24 protein-coding genes are annotated in these 24,737 nt (G+C 47.6%); 6 read left to right on the top strand and 18 right to left on the bottom strand.

What is annotated here, in order from left to right:
- The first annotated feature begins 230 nt into the window (after nucleotides 1-230).
- Nucleotides 231-1,250: a hypothetical protein gene (locus ASF99_RS15995; protein ID WP_053452468.1), complete on the top strand. Its 1,020-nt coding sequence runs from the start codon at nucleotides 231-233 to the stop codon at nucleotides 1,248-1,250.
- 66 nt (nucleotides 1,251-1,316) lie between these two features.
- Here ASF99_RS15995 and ASF99_RS15990 read toward each other — a convergent pair whose 3' ends face one another.
- The 3 genes from ASF99_RS15990 to ASF99_RS15980 form a co-directional block, all read right to left on the bottom strand.
- Nucleotides 1,317-1,802, bottom strand: a complete 486-nt coding sequence (locus ASF99_RS15990; protein ID WP_023466843.1) for a FixH family protein — start codon at nucleotides 1,800-1,802, stop codon at nucleotides 1,317-1,319.
- On the bottom strand, nucleotides 1,795-3,162 hold the full coding sequence (locus ASF99_RS15985; RefSeq protein WP_055969963.1) for a PepSY-associated TM helix domain-containing protein: 1,368 nt from the start codon (nucleotides 3,160-3,162) through the stop codon (nucleotides 1,795-1,797). The genes ASF99_RS15990 and ASF99_RS15985 overlap by 8 nt, the downstream gene beginning before the upstream one ends.
- Nucleotides 3,163-3,438: 276 nt before the next feature.
- Complete coding sequence (locus ASF99_RS15980) at nucleotides 3,439-4,020, bottom strand: DedA family protein (protein WP_053452466.1); 582 nt, start codon at nucleotides 4,018-4,020, stop codon at nucleotides 3,439-3,441.
- A gap of 272 nt (nucleotides 4,021-4,292) precedes the next feature.
- Between ASF99_RS15980 and ASF99_RS15975 the strand changes: the two genes are divergently transcribed.
- The gene (locus ASF99_RS15975) at nucleotides 4,293-5,078 is read left to right on the top strand and encodes an NUDIX domain-containing protein (protein WP_023466838.1); all 786 of its coding nucleotides are present in this window, start codon (nucleotides 4,293-4,295) and stop codon (nucleotides 5,076-5,078) included.
- Between the two features lie 48 nt (nucleotides 5,079-5,126).
- Here the strand turns inward: ASF99_RS15975 and ASF99_RS15970 are convergent, their stop codons facing one another.
- Entirely contained in the window at nucleotides 5,127-5,975 is an 849-nt protein-coding gene (locus tag ASF99_RS15970; RefSeq protein ID WP_053452465.1) for a VOC family protein, read from the bottom strand.
- 121 nt (nucleotides 5,976-6,096) lie between these two features.
- On the opposite strand from ASF99_RS15970, the gene ASF99_RS15965 reads away from it, so the two are divergent.
- Both ASF99_RS15965 and ASF99_RS15960 read left to right on the top strand, forming a co-directional pair.
- The gene (locus tag ASF99_RS15965; RefSeq protein ID WP_053452464.1) at nucleotides 6,097-6,447 is read left to right on the top strand and encodes a winged helix-turn-helix transcriptional regulator; all 351 of its coding nucleotides are present in this window, start codon (nucleotides 6,097-6,099) and stop codon (nucleotides 6,445-6,447) included.
- A 103-nt stretch (nucleotides 6,448-6,550) separates the two neighbouring features.
- Nucleotides 6,551-7,333, top strand: a complete 783-nt coding sequence (locus ASF99_RS15960; protein WP_053452463.1) for a nucleotidyltransferase domain-containing protein — start codon at nucleotides 6,551-6,553, stop codon at nucleotides 7,331-7,333.
- A gap of 260 nt (nucleotides 7,334-7,593) precedes the next feature.
- Here ASF99_RS15960 and ASF99_RS15955 read toward each other — a convergent pair whose 3' ends face one another.
- The 3 genes from ASF99_RS15955 to ASF99_RS15945 all read right to left on the bottom strand — a co-directional run bounded on the left by ASF99_RS15955 (nucleotide 7,594) and on the right by ASF99_RS15945 (nucleotide 10,864).
- Entirely contained in the window at nucleotides 7,594-8,178 is a 585-nt protein-coding gene (locus ASF99_RS15955; protein WP_023466833.1) for a DUF4352 domain-containing protein, read from the bottom strand.
- A gap of 168 nt (nucleotides 8,179-8,346) precedes the next feature.
- On the bottom strand, nucleotides 8,347-9,282 hold the full coding sequence (locus tag ASF99_RS15950) for an NADP-dependent oxidoreductase (RefSeq protein WP_053452462.1): 936 nt from the start codon (nucleotides 9,280-9,282) through the stop codon (nucleotides 8,347-8,349).
- A 112-nt stretch (nucleotides 9,283-9,394) separates the two neighbouring features.
- On the bottom strand, nucleotides 9,395-10,864 hold the full coding sequence (locus ASF99_RS15945; protein WP_053452461.1) for a methyl-accepting chemotaxis protein: 1,470 nt from the start codon (nucleotides 10,862-10,864) through the stop codon (nucleotides 9,395-9,397).
- A 153-nt stretch (nucleotides 10,865-11,017) separates the two neighbouring features.
- On the opposite strand from ASF99_RS15945, the gene crcB (ASF99_RS15940) reads away from it, so the two are divergent.
- Both crcB (ASF99_RS15940) and crcB (ASF99_RS15935) read left to right on the top strand, forming a co-directional pair.
- On the top strand, nucleotides 11,018-11,416 hold the full coding sequence (gene crcB, locus ASF99_RS15940) for a fluoride efflux transporter CrcB (RefSeq protein WP_023466830.1): 399 nt from the start codon (nucleotides 11,018-11,020) through the stop codon (nucleotides 11,414-11,416).
- Nucleotides 11,417-11,767: a fluoride efflux transporter CrcB gene (crcB, locus tag ASF99_RS15935; protein WP_023466829.1), complete on the top strand. Its 351-nt coding sequence runs from the start codon at nucleotides 11,417-11,419 to the stop codon at nucleotides 11,765-11,767.
- A 54-nt stretch (nucleotides 11,768-11,821) separates the two neighbouring features.
- On the opposite strand, the gene ASF99_RS15930 is transcribed toward crcB (ASF99_RS15935), so the two are convergent.
- The 11 genes from ASF99_RS15930 to ASF99_RS15880 all read right to left on the bottom strand — a co-directional run bounded on the left by ASF99_RS15930 (nucleotide 11,822) and on the right by ASF99_RS15880 (nucleotide 24,487).
- Nucleotides 11,822-12,676 (bottom strand): DegV family protein, encoded by an 855-nt coding sequence (locus tag ASF99_RS15930; protein WP_053452460.1) that lies wholly within the window; start codon nucleotides 12,674-12,676, stop codon nucleotides 11,822-11,824.
- Between the two features lie 69 nt (nucleotides 12,677-12,745).
- Nucleotides 12,746-13,774 (bottom strand): aldose epimerase family protein, encoded by a 1,029-nt coding sequence (locus ASF99_RS15925; RefSeq protein ID WP_082487305.1) that lies wholly within the window; start codon nucleotides 13,772-13,774, stop codon nucleotides 12,746-12,748.
- 92 nt (nucleotides 13,775-13,866) lie between these two features.
- On the bottom strand, nucleotides 13,867-15,543 hold the full coding sequence (locus tag ASF99_RS15920) for a LytS/YhcK type 5TM receptor domain-containing protein (protein WP_053452459.1): 1,677 nt from the start codon (nucleotides 15,541-15,543) through the stop codon (nucleotides 13,867-13,869).
- A gap of 178 nt (nucleotides 15,544-15,721) precedes the next feature.
- Nucleotides 15,722-17,038 (bottom strand): hemolysin family protein, encoded by a 1,317-nt coding sequence (locus ASF99_RS15915; protein ID WP_023466825.1) that lies wholly within the window; start codon nucleotides 17,036-17,038, stop codon nucleotides 15,722-15,724.
- A 36-nt stretch (nucleotides 17,039-17,074) separates the two neighbouring features.
- Nucleotides 17,075-17,443, bottom strand: a complete 369-nt coding sequence (locus ASF99_RS17725; protein WP_035399153.1) for a MerR family transcriptional regulator — start codon at nucleotides 17,441-17,443, stop codon at nucleotides 17,075-17,077.
- Nucleotides 17,444-17,599: 156 nt separating this feature from the next.
- Nucleotides 17,600-19,735, bottom strand: a complete 2,136-nt coding sequence (locus tag ASF99_RS15905) for a (Fe-S)-binding protein (RefSeq protein WP_053452457.1) — start codon at nucleotides 19,733-19,735, stop codon at nucleotides 17,600-17,602.
- A 177-nt stretch (nucleotides 19,736-19,912) separates the two neighbouring features.
- Nucleotides 19,913-21,247 carry an alkaline phosphatase gene (locus tag ASF99_RS15900; RefSeq protein ID WP_053452456.1) on the bottom strand — a complete coding sequence of 445 codons (1,335 nt, stop codon included), beginning with the start codon at nucleotides 21,245-21,247 and terminating at the stop codon, nucleotides 19,913-19,915.
- Nucleotides 21,248-21,351: 104 nt separating this feature from the next.
- Entirely contained in the window at nucleotides 21,352-21,789 is a 438-nt protein-coding gene (locus ASF99_RS15895; RefSeq protein WP_053452455.1) for an NUDIX domain-containing protein, read from the bottom strand.
- A 57-nt stretch (nucleotides 21,790-21,846) separates the two neighbouring features.
- Nucleotides 21,847-22,266 carry a hypothetical protein gene (locus tag ASF99_RS15890; RefSeq protein ID WP_023466820.1) on the bottom strand — a complete coding sequence of 140 codons (420 nt, stop codon included), beginning with the start codon at nucleotides 22,264-22,266 and terminating at the stop codon, nucleotides 21,847-21,849.
- Nucleotides 22,256-22,678 carry a DUF1934 domain-containing protein gene (locus ASF99_RS15885; protein ID WP_235147615.1) on the bottom strand — a complete coding sequence of 141 codons (423 nt, stop codon included), beginning with the start codon at nucleotides 22,676-22,678 and terminating at the stop codon, nucleotides 22,256-22,258. Before ASF99_RS15885 ends, ASF99_RS15890 begins: the two co-directional genes overlap by 11 nt.
- Before the next feature lie 108 nt (nucleotides 22,679-22,786).
- On the bottom strand, nucleotides 22,787-24,487 hold the full coding sequence (locus ASF99_RS15880) for a glycoside hydrolase family 13 protein (protein WP_052169408.1): 1,701 nt from the start codon (nucleotides 24,485-24,487) through the stop codon (nucleotides 22,787-22,789).
- Nucleotides 24,488-24,737: the final 250 nt, after the last annotated feature.

Here is a 24,737-nt window from a genome sequence, read left to right as displayed (position 1 = left end):
TTGATTTTTTGGACTTCACATAGATAACGTAAGGAGTTCACGAATGGTTTTATCTTTTTACATTTTTTATTTAAAATATTTTTTCTGACGAAATAAACTTATGCAGCACTTTCATTATTTTTTAGTTTTTATTTACTCATTTCGCGAAATAGCCAACTTATTTTCTAATCATTTCATTAGAATCTTCTTATAACCTCATCTTTTATCTTTTATTGAACAGGAGTGGACTTATGAAACGGATTGTCATTGGCGCAGTACTTGCTTCGCTCGTCGTCTCGCAAGCAGTTGGACCTGTCGAAGCAAAAAGTAAAGCGAAGAAGAAACCTGTCGTGCAAGTCGATCGAGACAAAAATGGGATTCCAGATGCTTGGCAAAAACAATATCATTTGGGATATGGAAAACAAGTCGCAACAAAAGATCACGATCGCGACGGTTTGATGAATGTACAAGAGTATCAACTTCGTCTCAACCCAACTAAATTGGATTCGGATCGTGACGGGATCAAGGATGGGAAAGAGGATTCGGACCGCGACTCACTCACGAATCAACAAGAATACACAGCGCATCTAAATCCGTTGAAGAAGGATTCCGATCAAGATGGTATTTCTGATGATAAAGAAGATCAAGACAAAGATCGATTGACGACACGCGAAGAGTTCATCGTCGGTACGCAACCATTGAAAAAGGATTCAGACCGTGATGGCATCAAAGACAATGAAGAAGACCGGGACCGGGATACGCTTATCAACGAAGATGAATTTGAACTCGATTCTGATCCAACACAAGCAGACAGCGATCAGGACGGGACTCGAGACGATCAGGAAGATACGGATCAAGACGGAGTTCAGAATAATCAAGAACTCAAACGGATCATGATCAAAGTGACGGATACGAATAAGAAAAAGTTCGAGTGGCGTTACAGTAATGAACATCAACGGAAAGAATTGCGCTTTAAAGACGAGATCGGTATTACTGACGTTGCGACGTTAAAAGATCGTCTTCTCGTCACACCATCGATGACGGAAGAAGAATTATTAACGTTAGTCGCACAGGCGCTTCAATTACCAAACATCAAAACGTTACACGTCCAGATCAAGTTCTATAATGGACAGGAACTCGAATCAGAAGATGAGCACTCGGATGACGATGATTCTTCGGATGACTCAGAAGATGATGATCAAGATGATGATTCAGACGATCATGGAGACGATGACGGGGATGATCACGGAGATCATGGTGATGACGATTAATCGTCTATACGAAAAATGAGAGGACGGAATAGTATTCCGCCCTCTCATTTTTTATTTCATTATTCTTCAATGATGGTGACCGCTACTTCCGCCAGCTGGTTTTGCTCCACCTTGTAAGATTTTTAAATCTTCTTTCGATAACTCACCGACGATGAACTGCCGTGTTGGCATGATCATCGCACCTTCACTGCTTGCATGCGCTTTGACATAATACAAGCCGGATTTCGGTAGTGCCTTCGCAATCGTATAGACACCTGGCTTTGTCTCCTCTGCCGGTTCCATACTATAGCGTACTGTTCCATCCGCTTTCCAGATTTCGAAATGTACATAATCGACTTTTTGAACCGGTTTGGCTTCACGCCAGACTGTTGCTTCAAACGTCTGCTTTTTCTTGGCATCCGGTTGTAAGTCCTTTGGGATATTCATTTTGATCGATAACGGCTTAGCTACGGCATACTGTTCTGCTGCATCGGAATCGACCGCACAGCCAGCAAGACTCGTCGTCGTGACGAGCAGTCCGCCGAGCATGAGTGTTTGTATCGATTTACGCATTGAAGAACCTCCTTACACTCGGAATACGACGGATGACGAGGAAATCGACCAGCCAGACGACGAGCAACGATAGACCGACGAGCGGGAAGACGATTCCCAGCACGACAAGCACAGCGAGGAATCCTTTCAACATGAATGCTTTCGGTCCTTTCGGCGCCCCCATCCCTTTACTTGGTTTTCGCTTCAGCCAGAGATAGAAACCACTGACTGCCACGAGAATGATTCCGAGACAAATCAACAGACTAATTAACTGATTGAACCAGCCGAATTCCGTTCCCTTGTGGAGTGTGATCCCGGTCGCGACGATCTTTCCGACGACACCATAGTTGTCATAACGATAATCAGCGAGCACGGCACCGGAATATTGATCGAGATGGATCGTCGCTTCATTCTGTGCTTTCGCTGGATATGCAGACAGCGTATAGACACCGCTCGGGTCACTTGGAATACTGATCTTAAAGCTTGGATCCATCCCTTGTTGTTTGCCGATTGCAATGATGTCATCGATCGAAGCTGGAACAGCACCTTCGACTTTTGATTGCGGGACATCAAGTGTTTCGGCAGCCCACGGGACTTCCGCGATATCCTTCGTTTGAAGTGTTGACGTCGGTGCCTCCCCACCCCAGATGGACGGTGGATAACCAAGCCCTTGGTTCGTGACAAGGGACTGGAAGTTCGTTCCCCAGAAACCGGACCACGGTAAGCCAGTCAAGATCAGGAACAGCATCCCTGCTGTGATCCAGAATGCTGGAACAGCGTGGAGATCACGACGGAATAACTTCTTACCTTGACGAAGACGTGGGAACAAGACACCTGACAGTCCCTTTTGCTTACGCGGGAACCATAGGAACAGTCCCGTCACGATCAAGACGATTGCCCAACAGGCGACGAGTTCAACGATCCGATCGCCAGTCGTTCCCGCCATCAGTTCCCCGTGGATCTCTTCGATTTTATTCATGATCCGGTCATCGTCAGATAATGTTCCGATGATCTTACCAGAATACGGATTGACGAAGACCGTCGCCGACATGTCTGGTGACGAGACCTTCACTTCACTGGATCGATCGTCGGATTCACCCGGTCGGTACGACGTGACAAGTGCATCGGGATACTTCGCTTTGACGCGATCAATCTGTTCCGTCGCAGTGATGCGATCTGCTTGTGGTGTAACTTCATAATACGATTGATACAGGACGTTTTCGATTTGTGGCTTAAAAAGATAAATGGATCCTGTCACAGCAAGCATGACTAGGAACGGTGCAAAAATGATACCAGCATAAAAATGCCACCGCCAAATCGTCCGGTAAGCAGAAGAAGTCGGTGCTTTTTTGACCGTCTCTTCCGTCTGCATGAGATTCATATGTATCCTCCTCTGGCAATAAATATGTCCACTCTGTGAACACCTCCTAGTATAAGCGTTTACAATCCAATTTCAGCCACTTGCTTGTGACGATAAATTGCCAATACAGTGTGTAAATCAGGTAGCTTTTAAGAAGTGAAAAACGTCTTTTTTTGACAATGATTTCACTTTTCTTGTAGATTACTTCTTATTTCAAAAAACTATCCTTATTCATAAAACCAAACTTCATCTAAAAAAGCGAATCCTGATCTGGATTCGCTTGCTCGTTTGATGTTTTTATATTGAAGAACTTTCCTCGACTGATTCCTTTTGACGCCGATGATATACGATACCTGTTACTACTAGACCGATTAAGATGACTACGATCGCACTGATGATTCCGGGATTCACCTGAAGCCAGTTCCACAGCTCCGACCACGTCACAGCTTCTCCGATCCGGACGATCAAAAAAGTCCAGAGTCCTGTATACACGCCTGCTGCTAAGAATGTCATTACTAAATAACGCGGTAACGGATAACCGAGGAGTCCGGCGACATAATGAATCGGATGTCTGACGCCGGGTAAGAAGAACGATAGTCCGATCGCCCATAACCCGCGCCGTTCGATGATCGTTTCTGCTCGTTCTAAGAAACGTGACTTCATCCAGCGTTTGACGAGCGGAATCTCACGGAAGAACCGAGCAAGTAGATAAAACCACGTAAAGGCGATGAAGAAGACCGGCCATGCGGTCAACCAGATGACGACCGGGTACATCCCCTCTCGTAATCGAAGTGCTGCAAAACTCATCATCAAGACATCGTCCGACAATGGGGTGAACATGATTCCGCCAGCCAGGCGGACGAGTGCCATGATATCCATCACGTATCCCTTCTTTCTGTTTCTCTCTACTTTCAGTATCCCCGATTTTTCTGAAGTTGAGCCCTATCCATTTCTTAAGTTCTTCTTTAGTTATACTTTTCCGATCAAAAGAGATCATCATCGATGATTTAAAGTCACGTAGACCGGAGGATATGTATACGCAATCGTTCAATAAAAACTCCTTTTCCCACATCGAGAAAAAGGGTTTCATCCGTCCGTTCGAGAAGGGGTACAACGTACATCTGAACGCTCATCTGATAGGAGGAATTTCCATGTTACATCGCCGGAAGACCTATACGATTCGTCCCGAACGCCTAGAAGAATTCACTGAGTTTTTCCATACCTATTTGTACCCGCTCCAAGTCAGCCATGGTGCCCGTCTTGTTGGTCGCTGGGTGACCGAGGCAGAAGATGAAGTCATCGCCATTTGGGAATATCGCGACCGTGAACATTACGAACAAGTCGATCGTGATGTCCGCAACAGTGCCTTACGTCGCGAAGCGATGAAGAAGCGCGCGCGTCTCGGCAAAAACCTCTATATCAAATCCTATGAAGATTTCATGACAGCGACCGGTACGTATGCTCCCCCTCGCGCGATCGTCAGCGTGACCGCGTACATCACGAACGATGCCGGTGAAGTCCTGCTCGTCCGCAACCTCCACCGGGGTGATACGTATGAGATGCCGGGTGGACAAGTCGAAAATCACGAGTCGATTCTTGACGCCATCAAACGGGAAGTCAAAGAAGAAACCGGTGTTGATGTCACGATCGATGGCATCACCGGTATCTATCAAAATGTCTCAAGCCATGTCCTGTGCGTCTGCTTCCGTGGGAAAGCCGTCGGTGGTGAACTCGCGACACAAGAAGGCGAAACGACGGATGTCGGCTTCTTCCCACTGACACGTGACTCGCTGAGTGAGTATATCAAACGGGAACACTTCCAGTTGCGGACGCTTGATGCGATGGATCCCCATTACTTCCCGCATGCCTTATATAAAGTCAGACCGTATGAACTGATCAGCCGGTACGACGGTAACGCAACGTCGTCTTCACGGTAAACCAAAAATCCCCTTACAGTGTTTTCACTGTAAGGGGATTTTTTTCGGTTACGTTGTCAATCGAGCGGTAATTCCGGCATCATCGGTGACATAGACATCGCCTGCTTGATCCGTAACGGTATAAGCGGAAGACTTCAACGCCTCGATCGCTGCTTGGAGCGTCGCTTGATCCGGATAACGTAGTGTCCAATAGACGAGTCCGACCGCATCTTCCGGATTCGTCGGTGCGTTGACACCAGACCAGACGTTCAGACCGATGTGATGGTGATATCCACCGGCAGCAACGAATAATGCACGCATTCGCGAAGCGTCAGCGGCAACTTCAAAACCGAGCGTCTCGACATAAAATGCCCGCGCTGCTTCGAGTGTCTTGACGTGGAAATGGACATGTCCCATGACCGTATCGCTTGGCATGCCGTACCAGTCTTCTTCTCCCGCTTCGACGAGCATGCTTTGCCAATCGACGGGATCCGTCGTCATCTTGACGTCTCCATTCGCTTCGTATGTCCACGTCTCACGCGGACGATCGGCATAAATCTCGATTCCGTTCCCATCTGGATCCGACAGATAAAAGGCTTCACTGACGAGATGGTCACCTTGACCAATCTCAATTCCTTGTTCGATTAAATTCCGGATGACGAAACCAAGTTCTTTTCGGTTCGGTAGCAAAATCGCAAAATGATATAATCCGGCGACCGAGTTCGGTGGAAAACGGCGGGCATTCGGATGAACTTCAAGTTCAACGAGTGGTGTATCTTGTGCGCCGAGCACCGTCAACTGATCCGTTTGCGTTAGCACGCGTAATCCGAGTGATGTTGTATAAAATGAAATCGAACGGTCGAGGTCCGTGATACGCAAGCGAACAGGACCGAGTGTGATTTGTGGATGAATGGACATGTTGTTTCCTCCTTCAATGAAATAGCTCGTATCCCTATTATTACGCGGAAGCGATCGAAGCGGAAGTAGGCACGAATAAGTGGTATAGTATCCTAAACGATACCATGAAGGAGGAAGACCGATGGAAGAGACACCAAGCTGTCGCGTCGAGACAGCGCTCGAAATCTTGACCGGAAAATGGAAGCCGTCGATTTTACTCGTCTTGATCACACACGGAACGCTCCGCTTCAGTGAACTAAAGCGACAATTGCCAAACATTACGCAAAAGATGCTGACGGCTCAACTGCGTGAACTCGAACTGAACGATATCGTCCATCGCGAGATTTATCAGGAAGTTCCCCCCCGCGTCGAGTACTCGCTGACGGATTATGGTCGGACGCTTATCCCGGTTCTTGACGCCATCAATGCATGGGGCGAACAGCACGTCATTCATCTTGAACAGAAAGAAAAATTAGCATCGGCCTCTCAATGAGAAATCCATTTCGATGTGATTTCTCATTTTTTATGGAAAAACCTGTCTATTATCACGTATACTGACGTAATAGACTTCTGTTTTCGGAAAGGAATGAGTCCTCATGCATCAACTTCATGCAATCGAGCAACTGGTTGCTCGACTCAAACAAGATCCTGCAGTCGAAGCCATCTTCTTGAAAGGATCCTTCGGACGGGGAGAAGAAGATGTCCATTCAGACATCGATCTATACTGTCTCGTCTCGGAAGAACGTCAAACAACATTCTTATCGCGTCGTTTGTCCCACCTTTCTGCCTATCGTTCAATCATCTGGAAAGATGAGATCGATATCATCGCGCCGCAGATGATTGTCGTCTATGATGATCTGCTACATATTGATTTATTCACGGTGACGCTTGATTCGCTGAACCATAAGGATCAATTGCGTGTCTTGTATGATCCACAAGAACAGTTGACGGACTTTACCGATACTTGCGACTTAACACTTTCTGCTCAAGAAGCGACCGATGAAGCAATCGATGCTGTCTGGTTCTTGTTCCAATATAAAAAAGCAGCAGCTCGCGGAAATGACTTATGGGCAGTCGAGATGCTCCGTAGCGCCTTAATCAAGTTCGCAAAAGTCTTACTCCATCATCATGCTCCTGAACGAGCTCAACTTGGATTAAAGACGATTCCGACGACATTGCCAGACCATCCACGCCTTGCTCTTGAAGCAATCTACGACGTCCTGACACCCGCAACGCATGCTGAAGCGGCTCAACGTTATCTAGCATGTCTAGAGACTGAACGGAACACGCTCGACCAGACGCTCGCCTCTCATCCAGAGACGCTCGCTTTACTCGATCGATTAACGCCTGAACTCTCGATCCAACAATCAGGACGGTAACAAGAACGGGCTGACTCAAAAGTCAGTTTCCACAAAGATAAGAGTATCAGAATGATGATCTGCCACCCTTATCTCGTAACAAAAAGAATGACGCGTCACACGCCACTCCTACAGGAACAAGCACATTTATGCGCTGTCAGAGACAAACAAGACCCGCTTTCCTGCTTAAATGAAGCAGGAAAACTAGCTTGTGTCTCGCCTGAGGAAAGGGCGTGAAAAGACGCGTCATTCTTATATTGAGTCTCTTCTATGGTCACTCATTACTGTGTCAATTGAATCTCTTTTGATTGTCCACCTGCCCAGCCAAAGCCAGACGAGACTTCAAGCATCGGATTTTTCACCTGTTTCGGTAATTCAAAGACGATGTTGCCGGTTTTCTCGATATTCGGGTTGATCGTCTCTAAGAAGAAGCCCATCCCGTCTTCATTCGCATAAAGATCGAGTTCCGTATCGGCTGAGTATTCCGTATCGCCGACATTGACTTTAAACATGTTGCTGTCGACGAATCGCTCTTCCTTATCTCCGTTTAGAATCGTCAGACCGATGACTAAAAATTGTCCTGATGTTTTCTTTTCTCCGAGAACGTTCGACAACGTATCGACCATCTTGACGTCGTTGACGACGTACGTCAGTTTCCCGACCTTTACCTGATCATTCACCCCGTACGTTTTCTTGACCGGTTTTGCAACTGCTTTTGCCTTCACTGGTTTTGCTTCTGATTTGACTGCTTCTTGTTCGACTTCTACTTTTTTCTCCGGTGCTGCTTGTTCTTCGTCATCTCCTAGATTCCCGAGAATAACTGCGCCGATCACGATAATTCCTGCCCACTTCAATCCTTTTTTCATGTTACTTCCTCCTTTTAATGTGGCTGACTCACGTCTGATAGCCCTAGTATAGGAAGAAGCAACCCCTTATCCTTTATACTTTTTTAACCAGGTTATTTTTTGTTTATGGTTCGATAAAAAGATTGACAAAAAATAAAAGAGAACGCTGATTTCAGCGTCCTCCTCTTCTTATTCTCCCTTGACCCGAATGACGATTTTTCCTTTTGCGTGCCCTTCTTCGCCATAATCATGTGCTTCCTTGATTTGATCCAGATCAAAGATCCGGTCAACGACAGGTTGTAGCTCGCCACGTTCGACAGCTTTAGCGATATGCTGTAAACGCTCACCCGTCGGTTGCATGAAGACATATGCAGATCGCGCATTATGCTCTTTCGCTTGCTCTTCATCCGGTGGTGTGGAAATCGAGACGAGCATGCCGTTCGGCTTCAGCATCTGATACAGTTCCCCTTGATTGGCGCCACCCATCGTATCAAATACAAAATCGATGTCACGAACACGATCGGCCGGATTTTCCTGTTTGTAGTCAATGACTTCGTCGGCTCCAAGTGCTTTTACCCAGTCAACGTTTTTCGTACTTGTTGACGTGATGACGTACAAACCGTTCGCTTTTGCGAGTTGAATCGCGACCGTTCCGACGCCGCCTGATCCGGCACCAATAAAGATCCGGTCACCTGGCTTCGCATCCATCACTTCGAACATGACCTGCCACGCTGTATGTGAGACGAGTGGAAGAGACGCTGCTTCTGCGAAGCTGAGCGATTCTGGTTTTTTGACGACGAGATGGGCATCGACCGCGACGTACTCGGCATATGTTCCTTGGCGAGCGATTTCCGGACGGCTGAAAACAGCGTCCCCGACTTGAAGATCGGAGACGTTTTCTCCTACTTCCTGAATCACACCGGCAACGTCCCAACCGATGACGAGCGGCATTTCGTAGCTCAACATCTGACGCAAGTATCCTTCGCGTAGTTTCCAATCGACCGGGTTTACACTCGCGGCATAGACTTCGATTAAAACATCATCCGGTCCGATGACCGGCTTGTCCAGTTCTCCGACCTTGAATTGTTCCGATCCACCATACTGTTCAATGTAAGCTGCCTTCATCCGTTGACTCCTCCTTCAATATTCGTTCCCTATCTTCTTCCCCGTCCGTCCTACCGACAAACAGTCTGAAGATACACAACAGCTCCCCATCAATCGATGAGGAGCTGTTTCGTTAACGATTCGTTTGCTGAAGAGTGGATGCCGTTTCGTTCAAGGCATGGATCGCATGCTGCAGCTCCATGACCTGACCGACTTGATGACGTGTCAAGCCGGATAGTGACTCACTTTGTGCGAGCAACGCATTCATGAACGTATCAAGTTGACCGGCTGCTGTCGTGATAGCAGTAAGACTACTCGTCATCGTCGCGAACTGAGTCTGCGCCGACTGGATTGATCCAACAACTTCCGTTGTATCCGTCTCGATCGTCTGTAGCGCTAACTGACTCTCGGCCATACGCTCTTCCTGCTCACGTAACAATGTCGTACTCGCATGAATCGAGTTCCCTGTTTGCGTGACGTCCTGATCAACACGTTCGATGATCGCATTGATTTCCTTCGACGCTTCTGCCGTCTGTGCTGATAGATTACGAATTTCTTGCGCAACGACCGTAAAGCCTTTTCCGAACTCACCCGCACGGGCTGCTTCAATGGAAGCATTGAGACTAAGCAGGTTCGTTTGCGCCGCAATCGCATTGATGCTCGACGTGATGGCGACGATTTCCTGGAAACGTCCAGCAAGCTGTCCGAACGACGTGACCGAATCATCCATGCTCGTCGTCAATTGTTGCAGGGATTGTCCGGCAAGACCAATCGTCTGTCTGCTCTTTTCGGCTGTCGTTCGCGAGGACGAACTGCGCTCGAGTGCGTGATTGACCGCAACGGTCACATCCTCCATCCGATTGACTTGCTGATCATTCAATTGACGAATTTCACGAATCGCTTGGACGCTTCCCGCTGCATCATGTGCTAGCTGTTGCATCGCCAGATCAACCTGACTGAAGGAATCCTTTGCCGCATCAACTGTTTCACTCATCTCTTCCGTGAACGTCGTTACTTCCGTTGCGGTTGCTGCCGTTTGCTCGAGGGCAATTTGCGACGTCGCCGCGTAGGCTTCCGACCGTTCTTGTTCTTGGCGGACGGCTAACATGACGTTCCGTCCAAAGACGGCGACAAAAACAGCCGCCGAGAAAATCATCAAATAAATGACATAGGCGACGATCAAATCGAATGTATTCATAAAGACAATCGTTCCTAGCATTGTGAATACTGCCATCTCAATGAGTCCAAGGATTCCGGCGAGAATGACCAAACGCGGAATTAAATAGACGATTGAAATCGTCAAGTAGAGATAGACGATCGTCCAAATGCTTGGCGACGGCAAGGTCACTAAAACGAGAGCGAGTACGAAATACGTTAACGTCACTTGGACGTACTTCCCGCTCGGACGATGTCCAAGTAGGCGGTTGCCCACAAGCAACGCGACCGTCAAGATCAAACCACCGACTAAAAACTGATAAAACACACTGATTGGGACGTAATTCATTTGCGCAAATAAGAAAATCAATGGATGCGCAATCGTAATTAACGTTGCAATCAGGCGGGACAAAATCTTTGTACTTTGTTGCTCGAGGGCAGATACCATCTTGTTCAAACTCCTTCACCTTATTAAAGTCATACAGTTGTTCATCGGCAGAAAGAATTCATTCGTTAAGTCTCTCGAGTGACTTTTTTTCTTGACGCTTTCTTGAAAGCGGGAGTACGGTTAACGTAGACTTTTTCAGAAAAGAGGATTTCTATGCTGTATGTACTCGTAGGTCTCGCAGGTGTTCTCGGTGCCTCGGCACGGTATGGGCTCGGACTGCTGATTAGCGACTTCACGACTGGTCCGTTTCCGTGGGCGACGCTTGCGATCAACTTGATCGGGAGTTTTCTTCTCGGCTATGCGACACACTTTTTATTTCGAACGAAACTCTTACATCAATATGCGATCACAGCCATCGGCACGGGTTTCATCGGCTCCTTTACGACGTTTTCGACATTCAGCGTTGAGACGGTGACCTTACTTAATGAACATCATTTAGCGGACGCGTTCCTCTACGTACTCGTCAGCCTATTTGGCGGTTTGTTCCTGTCTTATGTCGGTTACGCGCTCGGAACACGACGACTGCGTCACGTGACGAAAGGACGTGAGTGAATGATGCTACTTGCTCTCGCCATCGGTGCTTTTTGCGGCGCCATCAGTCGGTTTGCCGTCAGTCAATGGATGAAGACGGTTTGGAAACGTGAATTTCCACTAGCAACGTTCCTGATTAACGTAATCGGTTCGTTTTTGCTTGGTCTCGTCATCGGTGCGCATCTCGATACGACATGGACGTTACTCTTAGGTACCGGTTTCCTTGGATCATTTACAACGTTCTCGACGTTCAAAATCGAGACGTTGCAGTTATTTCAGGACGGAAATCGTAAAGTACTTACCCTCTACCTCATCTCGAGCTACGGTTTCGGAATTCTTGCAGCGTTCCTTGGAATTACACTTACAGCTTGAACGAAACAAGAGGCGACGGAAAAATCCGTCGCCTCTTGTCGTATCCGTTTCAGTTTAATCATTCATCCAGAATAGACCGACCGTCTCTGCTCCGGCATGCGTCCCGATTGCTGGTCCGAACGTGCCTTCGAGAATCGTCAAATCTGGGAACTTCGCTGCGACTTGTTGCCGCAGTTCCGCTGCCATTTCCGGTGCCATCGTCGTCGCGACATAAATCCGGTTCTTGTAGAACGTGTGCTGACGCATCGATTCATCGATTTGTTTAACCATTTCGATGTAAGCTTTCTTTAAAGAACGTGCTTTTTTGAATGGTACGATTTTTCCTGCTTCATCCGTCGTGATGATCGGTTTGATGCTGAGTAGGTTCGCAAGGAACAAGTCACCGGATGAGACACGTCCACCCCGACGCATCGTCTCCATATTACCGACGATCATATAGAAATGGGTCTTTTTCGTCAACGCTTGTAAGGCAGCGACGATTTCCTCGACGGATTTCCCCTGTGCCGCGAGCTCCATCCCGTAACGAATGAACTCTTGTTGGTTCTCAAACGCCGTATGAGAGTCAATGATATGAACCGGGAAGCTGGCTGCTTCCGCTGCTGATGCTGAACTTTGGACGGTACTTGAGAGTCCATTCGTACAATGCACTGCAATCGCACAGTCATAGCCTTCTTCTTTCAAGCGTTCGTACGTTCCGACGAACTCTCCGAAAATTGGTTGTGATGTTTTGGCAATCAGCTTTTTGTCCGCATCAAGCGCACGGAACAGTCGCTCGACCGTGATCGCATTCTCTTGATACGCCGTATCACCGAGCAAGATTTGAATCGGTACGACATTGACGCCGATCGTTTCTGCCTCTTCCTTCGTGAAATAGGCCATACTATCGGTCACCCATGCTATTTTAGTCATTTCCCTAGCCTCCGTTAGATTCTTCTCGCTTTATCCTACCATATACAGAAGTGGAAATCGCAAGAAACGTCATGACATCATCTGAAAATGAAACGATGTACGCTTATGATAATGCTCATCGGCATGTAAGACGACGGAAGGAAAATTCGGTTGGTTGATCGCATCCGGTAATCCTTGTGTCTCAAAACAGATTCCGAGGTATGGGGTTGCGCGTCTTCCACAAATCGTAAACTCGCCCGACAAATGATTAGCAGTGTAGACGACGACTCCCGGTTGATCCGTCACGACGCGCAATCGCCGCCCGCTGATTGGCTCATCGAGAACGATTTCTCCACCCTCTCTAAGCAGGAAGGGATGATCAACCCCACTACCTGCTTGGCGGAGTTGTTCATCTGATGCATGTGTCACTTCATGCAGGGGACGGGTATCGAGAAAATCAAAGACGGTGTCTGTGACGGGGAGAATATCACCGGTCGGTACCGCATCTTTCGTCAACGGAACATAAAAAGGTGCATCCATTCGTAACAGATGCTGTTCGATCGTCGTTTTTGCTTCACCCGTCAAGTTAAAGTACGTATGATTCGTCGGACTGAATGGTGTCGAAGCTGTCGTCTCCGCTTCATAATGGATATGCAGGACGTTCTCGTCTGTCCATTCGAATGTCAGCGTGAACGACAAGTGCCCCGGATAGCCGTTCTCCCCACTCGGACTATCTAAACGTAGAACAAGTTTGTCGTCGTTGATTTCGTGCGTGAACATTCGGTTCGCCCAATTTTCGCTTCCTCCATGGAGGTGATGTTCACCCTCATTTTGTTCGAGTACATACGTCATTCCTTCCAACGCAAACGCACCATTCGCAATTCGTCCTCCGACGCGTCCGATCGTGGCGCCTAAGTGATGCGGATCATCTTGGTATTCTGATAGGTCGTCAAACGCGAGTACGATATTTTCGACCATTCCATGTTGATCCGGAACCCGGATGGCAAGAATTTTTGCGCCTCGGTTCAAGATATCGATACTATGCCCATGCACATTCTGTAACGTGAATCGTAACAAGGACTGATCTCCTAGTTGCCCTACTTCTGTTGTCGTAATCATCATTTGCTTCCTCCTGTACGATACGTTTTCCTGTTTTCGTATTTACCCTCGGAACGAGACAAAAAAACAACAATGGCAAAAGACCATTGTTGTTACAGAGACGGAAGTGGTAATCGCACTTCGATCCGAGTTCCTTGATGAATGATCGAGTGGACGTGTAATGTTGCAGTCGGACCGTATGTCACGTCTAATGCGCGTCGAATCAGGAACAGATTCGAATCCCCCGCCTCCTGTTGATCCAGTTGTTGCATCACGGCAAGCGGCATCCCTTGTCCATTATCCGTGACTTCGATGACCCAGTCCGTCGTCGCCCTAAAGGCACGGACATCAATCCGGTGATGGCGTCCTGCCTTTACGAACGCATGACGCAGTGCATTATCGACAAGCTGCGTCACAAGGAACGGGAAAACGAAGTATTCTTCAACAGCGGTCTCGATATCAAGATCGACCGTGATATCGGCAGAGGTCAGTTGATTCGGGCGACGCCGTGTTCCTTCTAGTGATAAATAGGCCTTCAGGGTCGCCAGTTCCTCACGGAGTGGATGTTCATCATGCCGCGTCGCTGCCGTCAACAGTTGAAGCAGTGCATTCAATTGATGTTTCACGGGAGTTCCCGGATCAGCTGTCCGCTGGATTTCTTCGATGATGCCTTTCAGATAGCTGACGTGTAACATCGGTTTCATCTTTCTTCCGCTTAACCGGAGCAACTGATCTTCTCGGTACATATGCAACTCTCGTGCTAATAAACGGACGAGTTGTTCCGTCATTCGCTCGACGGTGTCGTCAAATAAGTCTTTCGAAAAGTAACAGATGACGCCTGCCTTTTGACCGTTAATGCGCATAGGATGAAAGCTCAGAATTTGTCCCGTCTGCTCGTCTTCCTGTCGGACGGGTTCTTCTGCTTCGATCCATCGTTGCTCCTCGCGTCTCGGTTGCTCGCCACAGACTGCTGGTTGCTGGTCCGTCATATCGATGACGACCTCTGTCGCCCCGAGCACGACGATCCGTTGCATCTTTGTCTCCTTCAATAACGTCGCTCCGATCTGTCGCGCGACTTCCGAAGTCAATCCCTGCTTTCGTAAGGGTTGTAATGCTTGCAATAGACGATCGGATCGCTCGGTTTGCCGGACGAAGAGTGCTCCTTCGAGTCGAAGTTGTGTCCGTAAAATCATGATGAACAGTACGACCCCACATATGTTTGCGAAAAGTAATGGAAAAGCGGCACGACTCATCAAATCAAGTGCTTTTGCCGTATCCGGTGCAAGTAATAGCGTGATTCCACTCTCAAACAGCAATGCTGTCAAGACGATACCGATGGGCGGAACAATTGCATAACCATCATGCAAACGCCAGCGTTTTCGATACCAGCCGCTCGCAAGTCCAGCGAGCATGGCGATGATCCAACCGGCTTCTGCCCCTAACGAACCGAGTACGTAGCGGTGTAGACCAACCAAACATCCCGTGATGCCGCCAATCACGGGTCCACCAATCAATCCGCTCGTCACGATGACAGCGAGTCGGGTATCAAGCAACAAGGCATCTTTTTCGACGGCTAATCCGAGTAACGGATCAATCGTCGTATCTTGCGAAAGTTCAATTCCTGCGTAGTTCATCAAAATACCGGATGACACGAATGCGAAGAGCAGTGGAAGATTCATTCCGCGGTCCATCTTGAATATGTATCGGGAAATGCGCCACTGGGACAATAAAAAGGCTAACAGTGCTAACATACCTAAACGACTCAGTAAGAATGGAATCTGCTCGAGCACGGAATACCTCCTCGTTTCATAGGACGCGATTTAACAATAAAGTAGCTGTAGATTACATTCCCGCTCCTCTCTGCATTCTCCTATCATGCCTGCCGAAAGTTCGCACAATCCGTCCATTCTTGATTTTTTGACTGATGCGATGAAAAAAAGCCGGTTCCTCCATGAGGAACCGACCATCTTATGCTTCTGCTTGTTCAGCTGGATGCAACCAAATCTTGACGCGGTTGATTTGATAGTTTTCCATCTCCATCACTTCGACGGAGAAGTCCGGTGTGTCGATATGCTCACCTGGCTGAAGATCGATGTTGTGCATCTGAATCCAGCCACCGATCGTATCGACATCTTCGACATTCGTAAAACGAATATTGAAACGCTCTTCCAAGTCAGCGAGCAAGACTGTACCGTCGAGTAGGAACTCGTCAGATTTGACCTGTTCGATTTCTTCGACTTCATCTGCATCGAATTCATCACGGATTTCACCGACGATTTCTTCGAGTAAGTCTTCCATCGAGACGAGACCTGCTGTTCCGCCGTATTCATCGACGACGAGAACGAGATGGGTGCGGGTCCGTTTCATCTTGCGAAGTGTCTCTTGAAGCGACGTCACTTCCGAAACAACCGGTAAATCCTTGATATAGTGTGTCACCGGATGCTCATTGCCGTTCGCATAATCCGTCAAGACTTCCTTGACGTTGACGTATCCGAGAATCCGGTCCTTATCATTTTCTTCTGTAACCGGGTAACGCGTGTACGGATTATCCATGAAGATTTCCATCAGTTCATCCTTCGTCAAACGTTCTGAGATCGTCTCCATCCGCATCCGCGGCACCATCAAGTCTTTGACGATGTGCTCATCAAACGCAAAGACGTTTTGCATGAGGGCAAGTTCCGTTTGGTTGATTTCACCACTTTGGAAACTTTGCGCCATAATGATTTTCAATTCATCTTCCGAGTGGGCTTGTTCGTGCCCTGCAGGTTTGACACCGAACAGACCGAGGAATAGGCGCGCTGAACCGTTGAGTAACCAAATGAATGGGTACATGATTTTACCGAACACATAAAGTGGACGGGCGAACAACAATGTCATGCGTTCTGCATACTGAATCGCAAGCGTCTTCGGAGCGAGTTCACCGATGACGACGTGTAAGAACGTGACGGATACGAATGCGATACCAAACGACAAGAGTGTCGAAACAGCAGCAGAGATCCCGAAGTCATCGAAGACAGGGTGCAAAATCTTTTCAACAGTTGGTTCACCAAGTGCCCCAAGACCAAGTGCTGTGACCGTGATACCAAGCTGACAGGCAGACAAGTAGTAGTCGAGATCGCCCGCGATTTTTTTCGCAAGGACGGCACTTTTGTTCCCTTCTTGAATCATTTGATCCAAACGCGACATCCGAACCTTAACGACAGCAAATTCCGATCCGACGAAAAACGCCGTCAACGCAATCAACAAGACCACTAAAAATAAATTGATGAATAATATAGTATCCAAAATCCCCTAAACAGGGGTCACCTCCATTGTTTTGTATTAAAGCTGTGCAATCAAGGAAGCAATCAATGTTAGACGCCGGGACAGTTCTAAGCGGATCGCTTGTTTTTCGACGTCCGTCGAATGTAACAAACGCTGCTCGAGTCCTTCAACCGTCGCCTGAAGTTGTTTCACTTCCTGATAAATCGTCTCCCCTGTTTTTTGTTCCCGTTCCGTAAAAGAAGCAAGAATCTCTTGCAGGGAAAGCCGTTGAGACTTCAAATATTCAATCTTTTCGATTTGATGAATGACCGATTCGTCATACAGACGGTAGCCAGAAGCGGTACGCTCTGGTGTTAACAGACCGAGTGATGTGTAGTAATCGATCGTTCGTTTTGATAAGCCGGTGGTCTCCGCGACCTGACCGATTCGAAGTAACGCCTTCCCAAAAGATTCTCACCTCCTTTCCATAGCTAGTTCTTTTATCTTATCATGTCAAAACCATACAGTAAAACGTCGCGCTTTTTAAGAGAAAAAAAACGACTACTCCCGTTCGCACGAGAATAATCGTTTCATCCCACTTTTTCATACGGTTGCGACAGGTTCTTCGACTGGTACACCGACGATCGACCGTTCCAGTAATTCAACGACATCGTACGTAGCAACCGCCTCGTCGACTTCCTTCGCCTTCGTGCCGTCACTGAGCATCGTCAGACAGTACGGACATGCTGACCCAATGACAGACGGTTGAACCGTCAACAATTGTTCCGTCCGTGCGACGTTGACGCGTGCGCCGACTTTTTCTTCTTGCCACATCATCCCGCCGCCAGCACCGCAACACATCCCTTTTTCCCGATTGCGTTCCGTCTCGACGAGCGTGATTCCTGGAATCTTCTCGAGAATATAACGTGGTGCGTCGTAAATATCATTGTAACGACCGAGATAACACGAATCGTGATAAACGACACGCTCCTTGACTTCATGGAGCGGTGTGATCCGTTTCTCGTCAATCAGTCGTGCGAGCAATTCCGTATGGTGATACACTTCCACGTCCGGACTCAGTCCGAAATCTGGATACTCGTTTTTAAATGTATTGTAGGCATGCGGATCAATCGTGACAATCTTTTTGACGCCGTATTTCTCAAATGATTTGATGTTTGCTTCTGCGAGTTCTTGGAACAAGACTTCGTTCCCGATTCGACGTGGTGTATCGCCCGAGTTTTTCTCATCGTTTCCGAGAATCGCAAACGAGATATTGGCCTCGTTCAGAATACGTGCAAACGCCATCGCGATTTTTTGACTTCGGTTATCGTACGATCCCATCGCACCAACCCAGAACAGGTACTCGAAGTCTTCGCCCGCTTTTTTCTTCTCCTTTGCTGTCGGAACGACGAGTTCATCCCTATTTTTCCGCCAGTTTTCGCGTTCTTTCCGGTTCATCCCCCACGGATTACCTTGACGTTCGATGTTCGCCATCGTCCGTTGCATCTCCGGATCCATCTTGCCTTCCATCATGACGAGATGACGACGGAGGTCGATGATCTTATCGACATGTTCGTTCATGACTGGACACTGATCTTCACAGTTCCGACAAGTCGTACACGCCCAGATTTCTTCTTCCGTAATGACGTTCCCAATCAATGAATCGGGAACGATATCCATCTGTCCGGCTGCTGCCAGGGAAGCGATTTGATTACCTTGCGATCCTTCGAACGCAAAGGCAGGTGCCCATGGCGAACGTTGAGTGATCGCTGCCGTTTTCATGTTGAGATGGTCCCGTAATTTAACGATTAAATCCATCGGCGACAGCATCTTCCCCGTTCCGCTCGCTGGGCACATATTCGTACAGCGTCCACACTCGACGCAAGCATACAGATCAACGAGCTGTTTCTGATTGAAATCTTCGATTCGGTTGACCCCGAAGCTGAATTCCGCTTCATCGTCTTCTGCCTCTTCCATGACTGATAGATCAATCGGTGCCAAACGCCCGACTTTCGACGTTCGACCGAGCCAAACGTTTGCTGTACCGGCAATCAAGTGCGCATGTTTACCTTGCGGGATGTAAACCATGAAGCTAAGTAAGAACAGTAAGTGCGCCCACCAGAAGAAAACGAATAATCCAAACGCAATTGACTCCGGCACCCAACTGAATAAGAACGCGATGCTTGAAGCAACCGGTTCACCGAGCGTCGAATGATTCTCATAGACAAGGAAGAAGCCGTTTCCGAACAGGACGGCGACCATCAAACCACCGATGAAGATCAACGCAAGACCTGCCATGAAATTCCGCTTCAAGCGGACGAGTTTCTCGACGTACCGGCGATAAAATCCCCAAACGACGGCAATCAAGATGACGAGCATGACGATTTCTTGGAAGAATGTAAAAATCGGATAAAGCGGACCGAGTGGGACGTGCGGGAAACGCTGACCGACAGCGAGTCCTTTCCAAATAAAATCGATCGCTCCGAATTGAACGAGTAAGAAGCCGTAGAACATCATGACGTGGATGGCGCCACTTTTCTTATCCTTTAATAATTTCTTTTGACCGAAGACGTTGACTAAGACCGCGTCCAATCGTTCTTTGTTCGTCAGTGTCCATTCCGCCTTTTTCCCCCGTTTAATGGCGGCATAACGACTTTTGACGAGTGACGTGAACAGATAGCCCGCATAGCCGATGACGAGTAGGAAGGCAATCCAGTTGATGAGTAAAAACGTATTCATGTTCGAACAAACCCCTTTCCCCCTAAAGCAGTTGTGTTGAAATGAGTATAGCATATAATGAATGGCTATTCATTCATTTTTTTCATTTAGTTTTTACTGTGTCACACAAGCAGATAAGTACTCAAAAAAAATCAAGCAGTGGATCATCCACCGCTTGATTTAATCACGTCCAATACATCATTTTTTTAATTTCATCGCATTGGCCATCAGACCAGGGATGTCCGTATTTTCATGCAATCCACTGAACTGTTCGCTTTGTGGACCGTACGCGTAGAGCGGAACGTCAACACCTGTATGCACGGCAGTCGTCCAGCCGACATACGCTCGTTTACTGATCATCTCATTCAATGTCATGACGCGTTTCTTCGCATCCACTTTTTGCAACGTCTGAATTTCTTCAGTCGTCAAATCAAACGTCGTTTCTCGTTTGACGACAGTTGCGATGTTCGATAAGTCGTCGTTGAACTGACGAACCATCTCATCTCCCGTCGCCTTGACGTTTTTCAAGACTTCCGGTTTCGCTACGTACTCATCGTATCCACCGACGGACATACCACCTGTATCATGGTCACCGGCAACGACGACTAAAGTATGTTTATCTTTTGCAGCAAAACGAAGCACTTTTTCGACTGCCTGGTGGAACGCTTCTGCATCCTTCATCGCCCAAGCAGCATCATGCGCATGACCCGCCCAGTCGATCTGACTTCCTTCTACCATCAAGAAGAAGCCATCGCGATCTTTCTTCAATGTTTGCAGGGCTTTCGACGTCATCGTCGCAAGGCTCGGTTGATTCGTGTTTTCCCGGTCCAGTTCTGGTGCCATTCCTTCTTCTGCAAACAATCCAAGAACTTTACGACCGTCCGTCTCATTTAAACTTTCGAGTGAATCCGCATACTGGTATCCTGCTCGTTCTGCTTTCTTCACTAGATTACCAGCCTCTTGAACGCCACCATTTTTCTGATCAAAAAAGAACTTCTGACCGCCACCCAGTAAGACGTCGACTTTCATTTCATCCATGTATTGCTTCGCGATGTCCGCTTCGTTCGCGCGCGTTGCGACGTGTGATGCAAAAACAGCTGGTGTCGCATGGGTGATAGCTGATGTCGAGACAAGTCCTGTTGCTTTGCCCGCTTGATCCGCCCGATCAAGAATAGACGCCACTTCTTTTCCACTTGGATCCATACCGATTGTTCCGTTGTTTGTTTTTGTTCCTGTTGCCATCGCCGTTCCGGCAGCAGCTGAATCGGTCACTTTCGTGTTTGCCGAATACGTCCGCATCATTCCTTTTAAGTGACCGTCGAGTTCCGTCTCCTCGCCTCCTTGATACCAGCGATAATTCGTTGCATAGGCAGCTGAATAACCGTCCGGGATCATGAAGATGACATTTTTAACCTTCGCTTGTTTCGTGTTTTGTTTTGCCTCGACCGGCTGAGCCGATTCATATGTATAGCCCGCAACTCCCGTCATAAGCACTGTACCGAGAATACCTGTCGCCATCCATTTCTTGTTCATTTGTGTTTCCTCCCTGTTCACGATGATGGTTTCATCATACCGAGCGAATGTAAATGAACGATGGAGACCGCTTTAAGGAATGTAAAGAAACGATGACAGCCGAGTTACCACTTCATCTCTTCAAACATGTAATAGCCTTTGTGCTGTTCTTCTAAATATGCCGATAATGGAAGACGGACGTCTTCACTCGTGATGTACTCCGCTAACTCTGTTTGGTTGATCCACTTCGTCTCAATGATTTCTTCATCGGGATCACTTGGATCAAGTACACCACTCACTTCGCAATCAAAATAAGTCACGAGGCTGTGCGCTTGATAAGTTGGCATGAAGTTCTCCGTTAAGAAGGCAAACGACGACGATGTGACCGTCAAACCGGTTTCTTCTTCCACCTCGCGACGCAGTGCTTGCTCGAGGGTCTCTCCAGACTCAATCTGTCCACCGGGTAAGCTCCAGCGTTTCTCCTGACCCGATTGATTATGGACGATGAGCAGTTGATCGCCCTTACGGATGACCGCGACGATGATTCGATAGAGTGGATACATGACGCTTCCTCCTAAAAAGACCACCTTGCCTAAAACAAGATGGTCCACTGTGATTGTTTATTCTAAGCCGAGCGACTGTGGCAGACGGACTGCACGTGCGAAGGCATTTTTATAGTCCTTTTTCGCGACTAACTTTTCGACTTCACGGATTGCTGGATGCTGTTCGTCCGCGAACGCACCAAGAATCGTCAAGTAACGCTCGTATACTTGATCGTCTTCCTGACGTGCTTTCAAGAGCGCTGTATACAGCATGACGGTATCTTCACCGTATAAGACCGGTAATTCTTCGTTAATTAAAAGCAGTGTATCAATCGCTTCTGGATCGACCTTCGGATTATATTCCGTGATGACCTGCTCTGCGAGTCCTTCGAGTTGATCGCGCCATTCGTTGTAACGCGGCTCATCGTTCTCGAGCCACTCAAACCATTCCTCTTCCAACATCTGCTCCATTTGACGTACTGTTTGTTCAAATGCCATTCGTCTCACTCCGTTCCCAAGTTAAATCAATCATATACGTACCGACTGCTTGTCCATTCATCTTTAATGTATAGCGAAACTGCATCTGCTGCCGTTTCATCTCAATCGTCTTCGTGTCCGTTTCCATCAACATCTGACCGAATTGACTGCCATATTGGCTTTTGGTCGTCTCTCCTAAAATGAAGACGTGATGCATCGCAACAGGACCTTTGCGATTCAAAGCGATCTGGTCTTTTGACCATTTGATCGTCGTATCGATCGGTTGTTCATCCGGCTGAACGAACTTCACGGCAAAACCGTCTTTTGTTTCGAACAATGTGCCGTCCGCCTCAAGTTCGACCGATTCACGCATCGGACCATCTTCGATCGTCGTCACTTGTCGTAATGACACCGGGTACTTTACTGGTTTCACTTCTATCACCTCATCGTTTAGCGTACACGATTTTTTCGTCTGATGCACCTTCTGCTTACATGCAAGAAAAAAACGGATTCGACAACTATCGAATCCGTTCAAAACATATTAGCGCACACGGTACAGACGAGCTTCGAATGGACGAAGTTCCAGCTCTGTTCCTTCATGGTGCATCGTCGGATAGTTGCCGAGCAACATATTGTCCGAGTGCAAGATGATGTCCGTATCGATTTCTGCTGTTTCGCCTTTTAAGTTCGTAACGATCAAGAATTGTTCGTCACCAAACGTCCGTGTATACGCGTAGACTTTCGTATCTTCCGGTAAGATGAGATCATACGCGCCATAGATCAATGTCTCTTCCATCTTACGGATTTGGATCATTCGTTTGTAGAAGTTCAAGATTGAATCTTCATCTTGTTCTTGCGACGCGACGTTGATGTCCGCGTAGTTCGGGTTGACACCAAACCATGGAGATTGATTTGAGAAGCCACCGTTTTGCTCGTTCGTCCACTGCATTGGTGTGCGTGAGTTATCACGGGACGAGTTCCAGATGACTTCCATGATTTCCTCATGTGTCTTCCCGGAAGCAAGTTGCATCTCGTACATGTTTTTCGTCGCGACATCATCATAATCCGAGATGTCCGGGAATTGAACGTTCGTCATCCCAATCTCTTGTCCTTGATAGATGAACGGTGTGCCTTGCATGAAGAAATACATCATCGCAAGCGACTTCGCGCTCTCTTTCCAGTACTGTTCCTCGTCGCCCCAAAGAGAGACCGAACGAACCTTATCGTGGTTTTCGAGGTACAACGCATTCCAACCTGTTGCTTCAAGTCCTTTTTGCCATTTCGTCAGCACTTGCTTCAGTTTGACGACGTCGACGCCTTTTTCAGCGTCTGCGCGCCAGAGATCCATGTGTTCGAACTGGAAGACCATGTTCATCTTACCGTTCTCTTCTCCGACCCAGAGATCCGCTTCTTCCGGTGTGACGCCATTTGCTTCTCCGACTGTCATGATATCGTATTTCGAGAACGTCTCATCCTTCAACTCTTCGAGATACGCATGGATGCCTTCTACGTTCATATGCATATCGAATGAAGGGACATACGGCATACCAAGCGGATTCGGGAGATCAGCGAATGATTGATCCTTGTTGATGTGACTGATCGCATCGATTCGGAAACCGTCGATGCCTTTATCGAGCCACCAGTTGATCATCGTATAGACCGCTTGACGCATGTCGCGGTTTTGCCAGTTCAAGTCTGGTTGACGACGAGAGAAGACGTGCAGGAAGTACTGCTCCGTCTTTTCGTCATATTCCCATGCTGATCCACCGAAAATACTTTCCCAGTTGTTCGGTTCTCCACCATTGACCGCATCTTTCCAGATGTACCAATCGCGTTTCTCATTGTCTTTTGACGAACGTGATTCAAGGAACCACGGGTGTTCATCCGATGTGTGGTTAACGACGAGATCAAGCAAGACCTTGATGTCACGCTTATGCGCTTCTTCCATTAAGAGATCGAAGTCCGCCATCGTACCGAACTCATCCATGATGTCTTCATAATCACTAATGTCATATCCGTTATCGTCGTTCGGTGACTTGAACATCGGGCAAATCCAAAGAACGTCGACGCCAAGATCCTTCAAATAATCCAGTTTTGCGATGATACCCGGAATATCGCCGATTCCATCGTTGTTTGCATCGTAAAAGCTGCGTGGATAGATTTGGTAAGCAACTGCTTCTTTCCACCAAGCTCGTGTAATTGTTTGTTGGGCCGTTTCAGGGCGCGGTATCATTTGTGTCATGTGTCGTGAATCCTCTCGTAGGTCAGTCTTTGGGGTGTTATTTTCATTAGTTATTGAACTTCTATACACAGCGCAACCGATTGCGCAATTCCTCTACCTTCATCTTATCAAATCCACTTTTAAAGTCAATGTTTCGGGGGTGATTCCACCATTTCACATCAACGGTTGTCACTCTTCGTTCACACTGAATATTTCAGATCGTTTTACATTACATTTACTGAATTATCCTACACTGTTTATCGGTCGATTT

Source organism: Exiguobacterium sp. Leaf187 (assembly GCF_001423925.1).
GTDB classification, from domain to species: domain Bacteria; phylum Bacillota; class Bacilli; order Exiguobacteriales; family Exiguobacteriaceae; genus Exiguobacterium_A; species Exiguobacterium_A indicum.
The sequence above is the reverse complement of the archived record's forward strand: the minus strand, read 5'-3'. Positions and strand labels throughout refer to the sequence as shown.

What these genes read in the sequence shown, in the direction of transcription:
- ASF99_RS15995 (WP_053452468.1), top strand. Translation starts at nt 231, where the DNA reads ATGAAACGGATTGTCATTGGCGCAGTACTTGCTTCGCTCGTCGTCTCG.
- ASF99_RS15990 (WP_023466843.1), bottom strand. Translation starts at nt 1,802, where the DNA reads ATGCGTAAATCGATACAAACACTCATGCTCGGCGGACTGCTCGTCACG.
- ASF99_RS15985 (WP_055969963.1), bottom strand. Translation starts at nt 3,162, where the DNA reads ATGAATCTCATGCAGACGGAAGAGACGGTCAAAAAAGCACCGACTTCT.
- ASF99_RS15980 (WP_053452466.1), bottom strand. Translation starts at nt 4,020, where the DNA reads ATGGATATCATGGCACTCGTCCGCCTGGCTGGCGGAATCATGTTCACC.
- ASF99_RS15975 (WP_023466838.1), top strand. Translation starts at nt 4,293, where the DNA reads ATGTTACATCGCCGGAAGACCTATACGATTCGTCCCGAACGCCTAGAA.
- ASF99_RS15970 (WP_053452465.1), bottom strand. Translation starts at nt 5,975, where the DNA reads ATGTCCATTCATCCACAAATCACACTCGGTCCTGTTCGCTTGCGTATC.
- ASF99_RS15965 (WP_053452464.1), top strand. Translation starts at nt 6,097, where the DNA reads ATGGAAGAGACACCAAGCTGTCGCGTCGAGACAGCGCTCGAAATCTTG.
- ASF99_RS15960 (WP_053452463.1), top strand. Translation starts at nt 6,551, where the DNA reads ATGCATCAACTTCATGCAATCGAGCAACTGGTTGCTCGACTCAAACAA.
- ASF99_RS15955 (WP_023466833.1), bottom strand. Translation starts at nt 8,178, where the DNA reads ATGAAAAAAGGATTGAAGTGGGCAGGAATTATCGTGATCGGCGCAGTT.
- ASF99_RS15950 (WP_053452462.1), bottom strand. Translation starts at nt 9,282, where the DNA reads ATGAAGGCAGCTTACATTGAACAGTATGGTGGATCGGAACAATTCAAG.
- ASF99_RS15945 (WP_053452461.1), bottom strand. Translation starts at nt 10,864, where the DNA reads ATGGTATCTGCCCTCGAGCAACAAAGTACAAAGATTTTGTCCCGCCTG.
- crcB (WP_023466830.1), top strand. Translation starts at nt 11,018, where the DNA reads ATGCTGTATGTACTCGTAGGTCTCGCAGGTGTTCTCGGTGCCTCGGCA.
- crcB (WP_023466829.1), top strand. Translation starts at nt 11,417, where the DNA reads ATGATGCTACTTGCTCTCGCCATCGGTGCTTTTTGCGGCGCCATCAGT.
- ASF99_RS15930 (WP_053452460.1), bottom strand. Translation starts at nt 12,676, where the DNA reads ATGACTAAAATAGCATGGGTGACCGATAGTATGGCCTATTTCACGAAG.
- ASF99_RS15925 (WP_082487305.1), bottom strand. Translation starts at nt 13,774, where the DNA reads ATGATTACGACAACAGAAGTAGGGCAACTAGGAGATCAGTCCTTGTTA.
- ASF99_RS15905 (WP_053452457.1), bottom strand. Translation starts at nt 19,735, where the DNA reads ATGAATACGTTTTTACTCATCAACTGGATTGCCTTCCTACTCGTCATC.
- ASF99_RS15900 (WP_053452456.1), bottom strand. Translation starts at nt 21,247, where the DNA reads ATGAACAAGAAATGGATGGCGACAGGTATTCTCGGTACAGTGCTTATG.
- ASF99_RS15895 (WP_053452455.1), bottom strand. Translation starts at nt 21,789, where the DNA reads ATGTATCCACTCTATCGAATCATCGTCGCGGTCATCCGTAAGGGCGAT.
- ASF99_RS15890 (WP_023466820.1), bottom strand. Translation starts at nt 22,266, where the DNA reads ATGGCATTTGAACAAACAGTACGTCAAATGGAGCAGATGTTGGAAGAG.
- ASF99_RS15880 (WP_052169408.1), bottom strand. Translation starts at nt 24,487, where the DNA reads ATGACACAAATGATACCGCGCCCTGAAACGGCCCAACAAACAATTACA.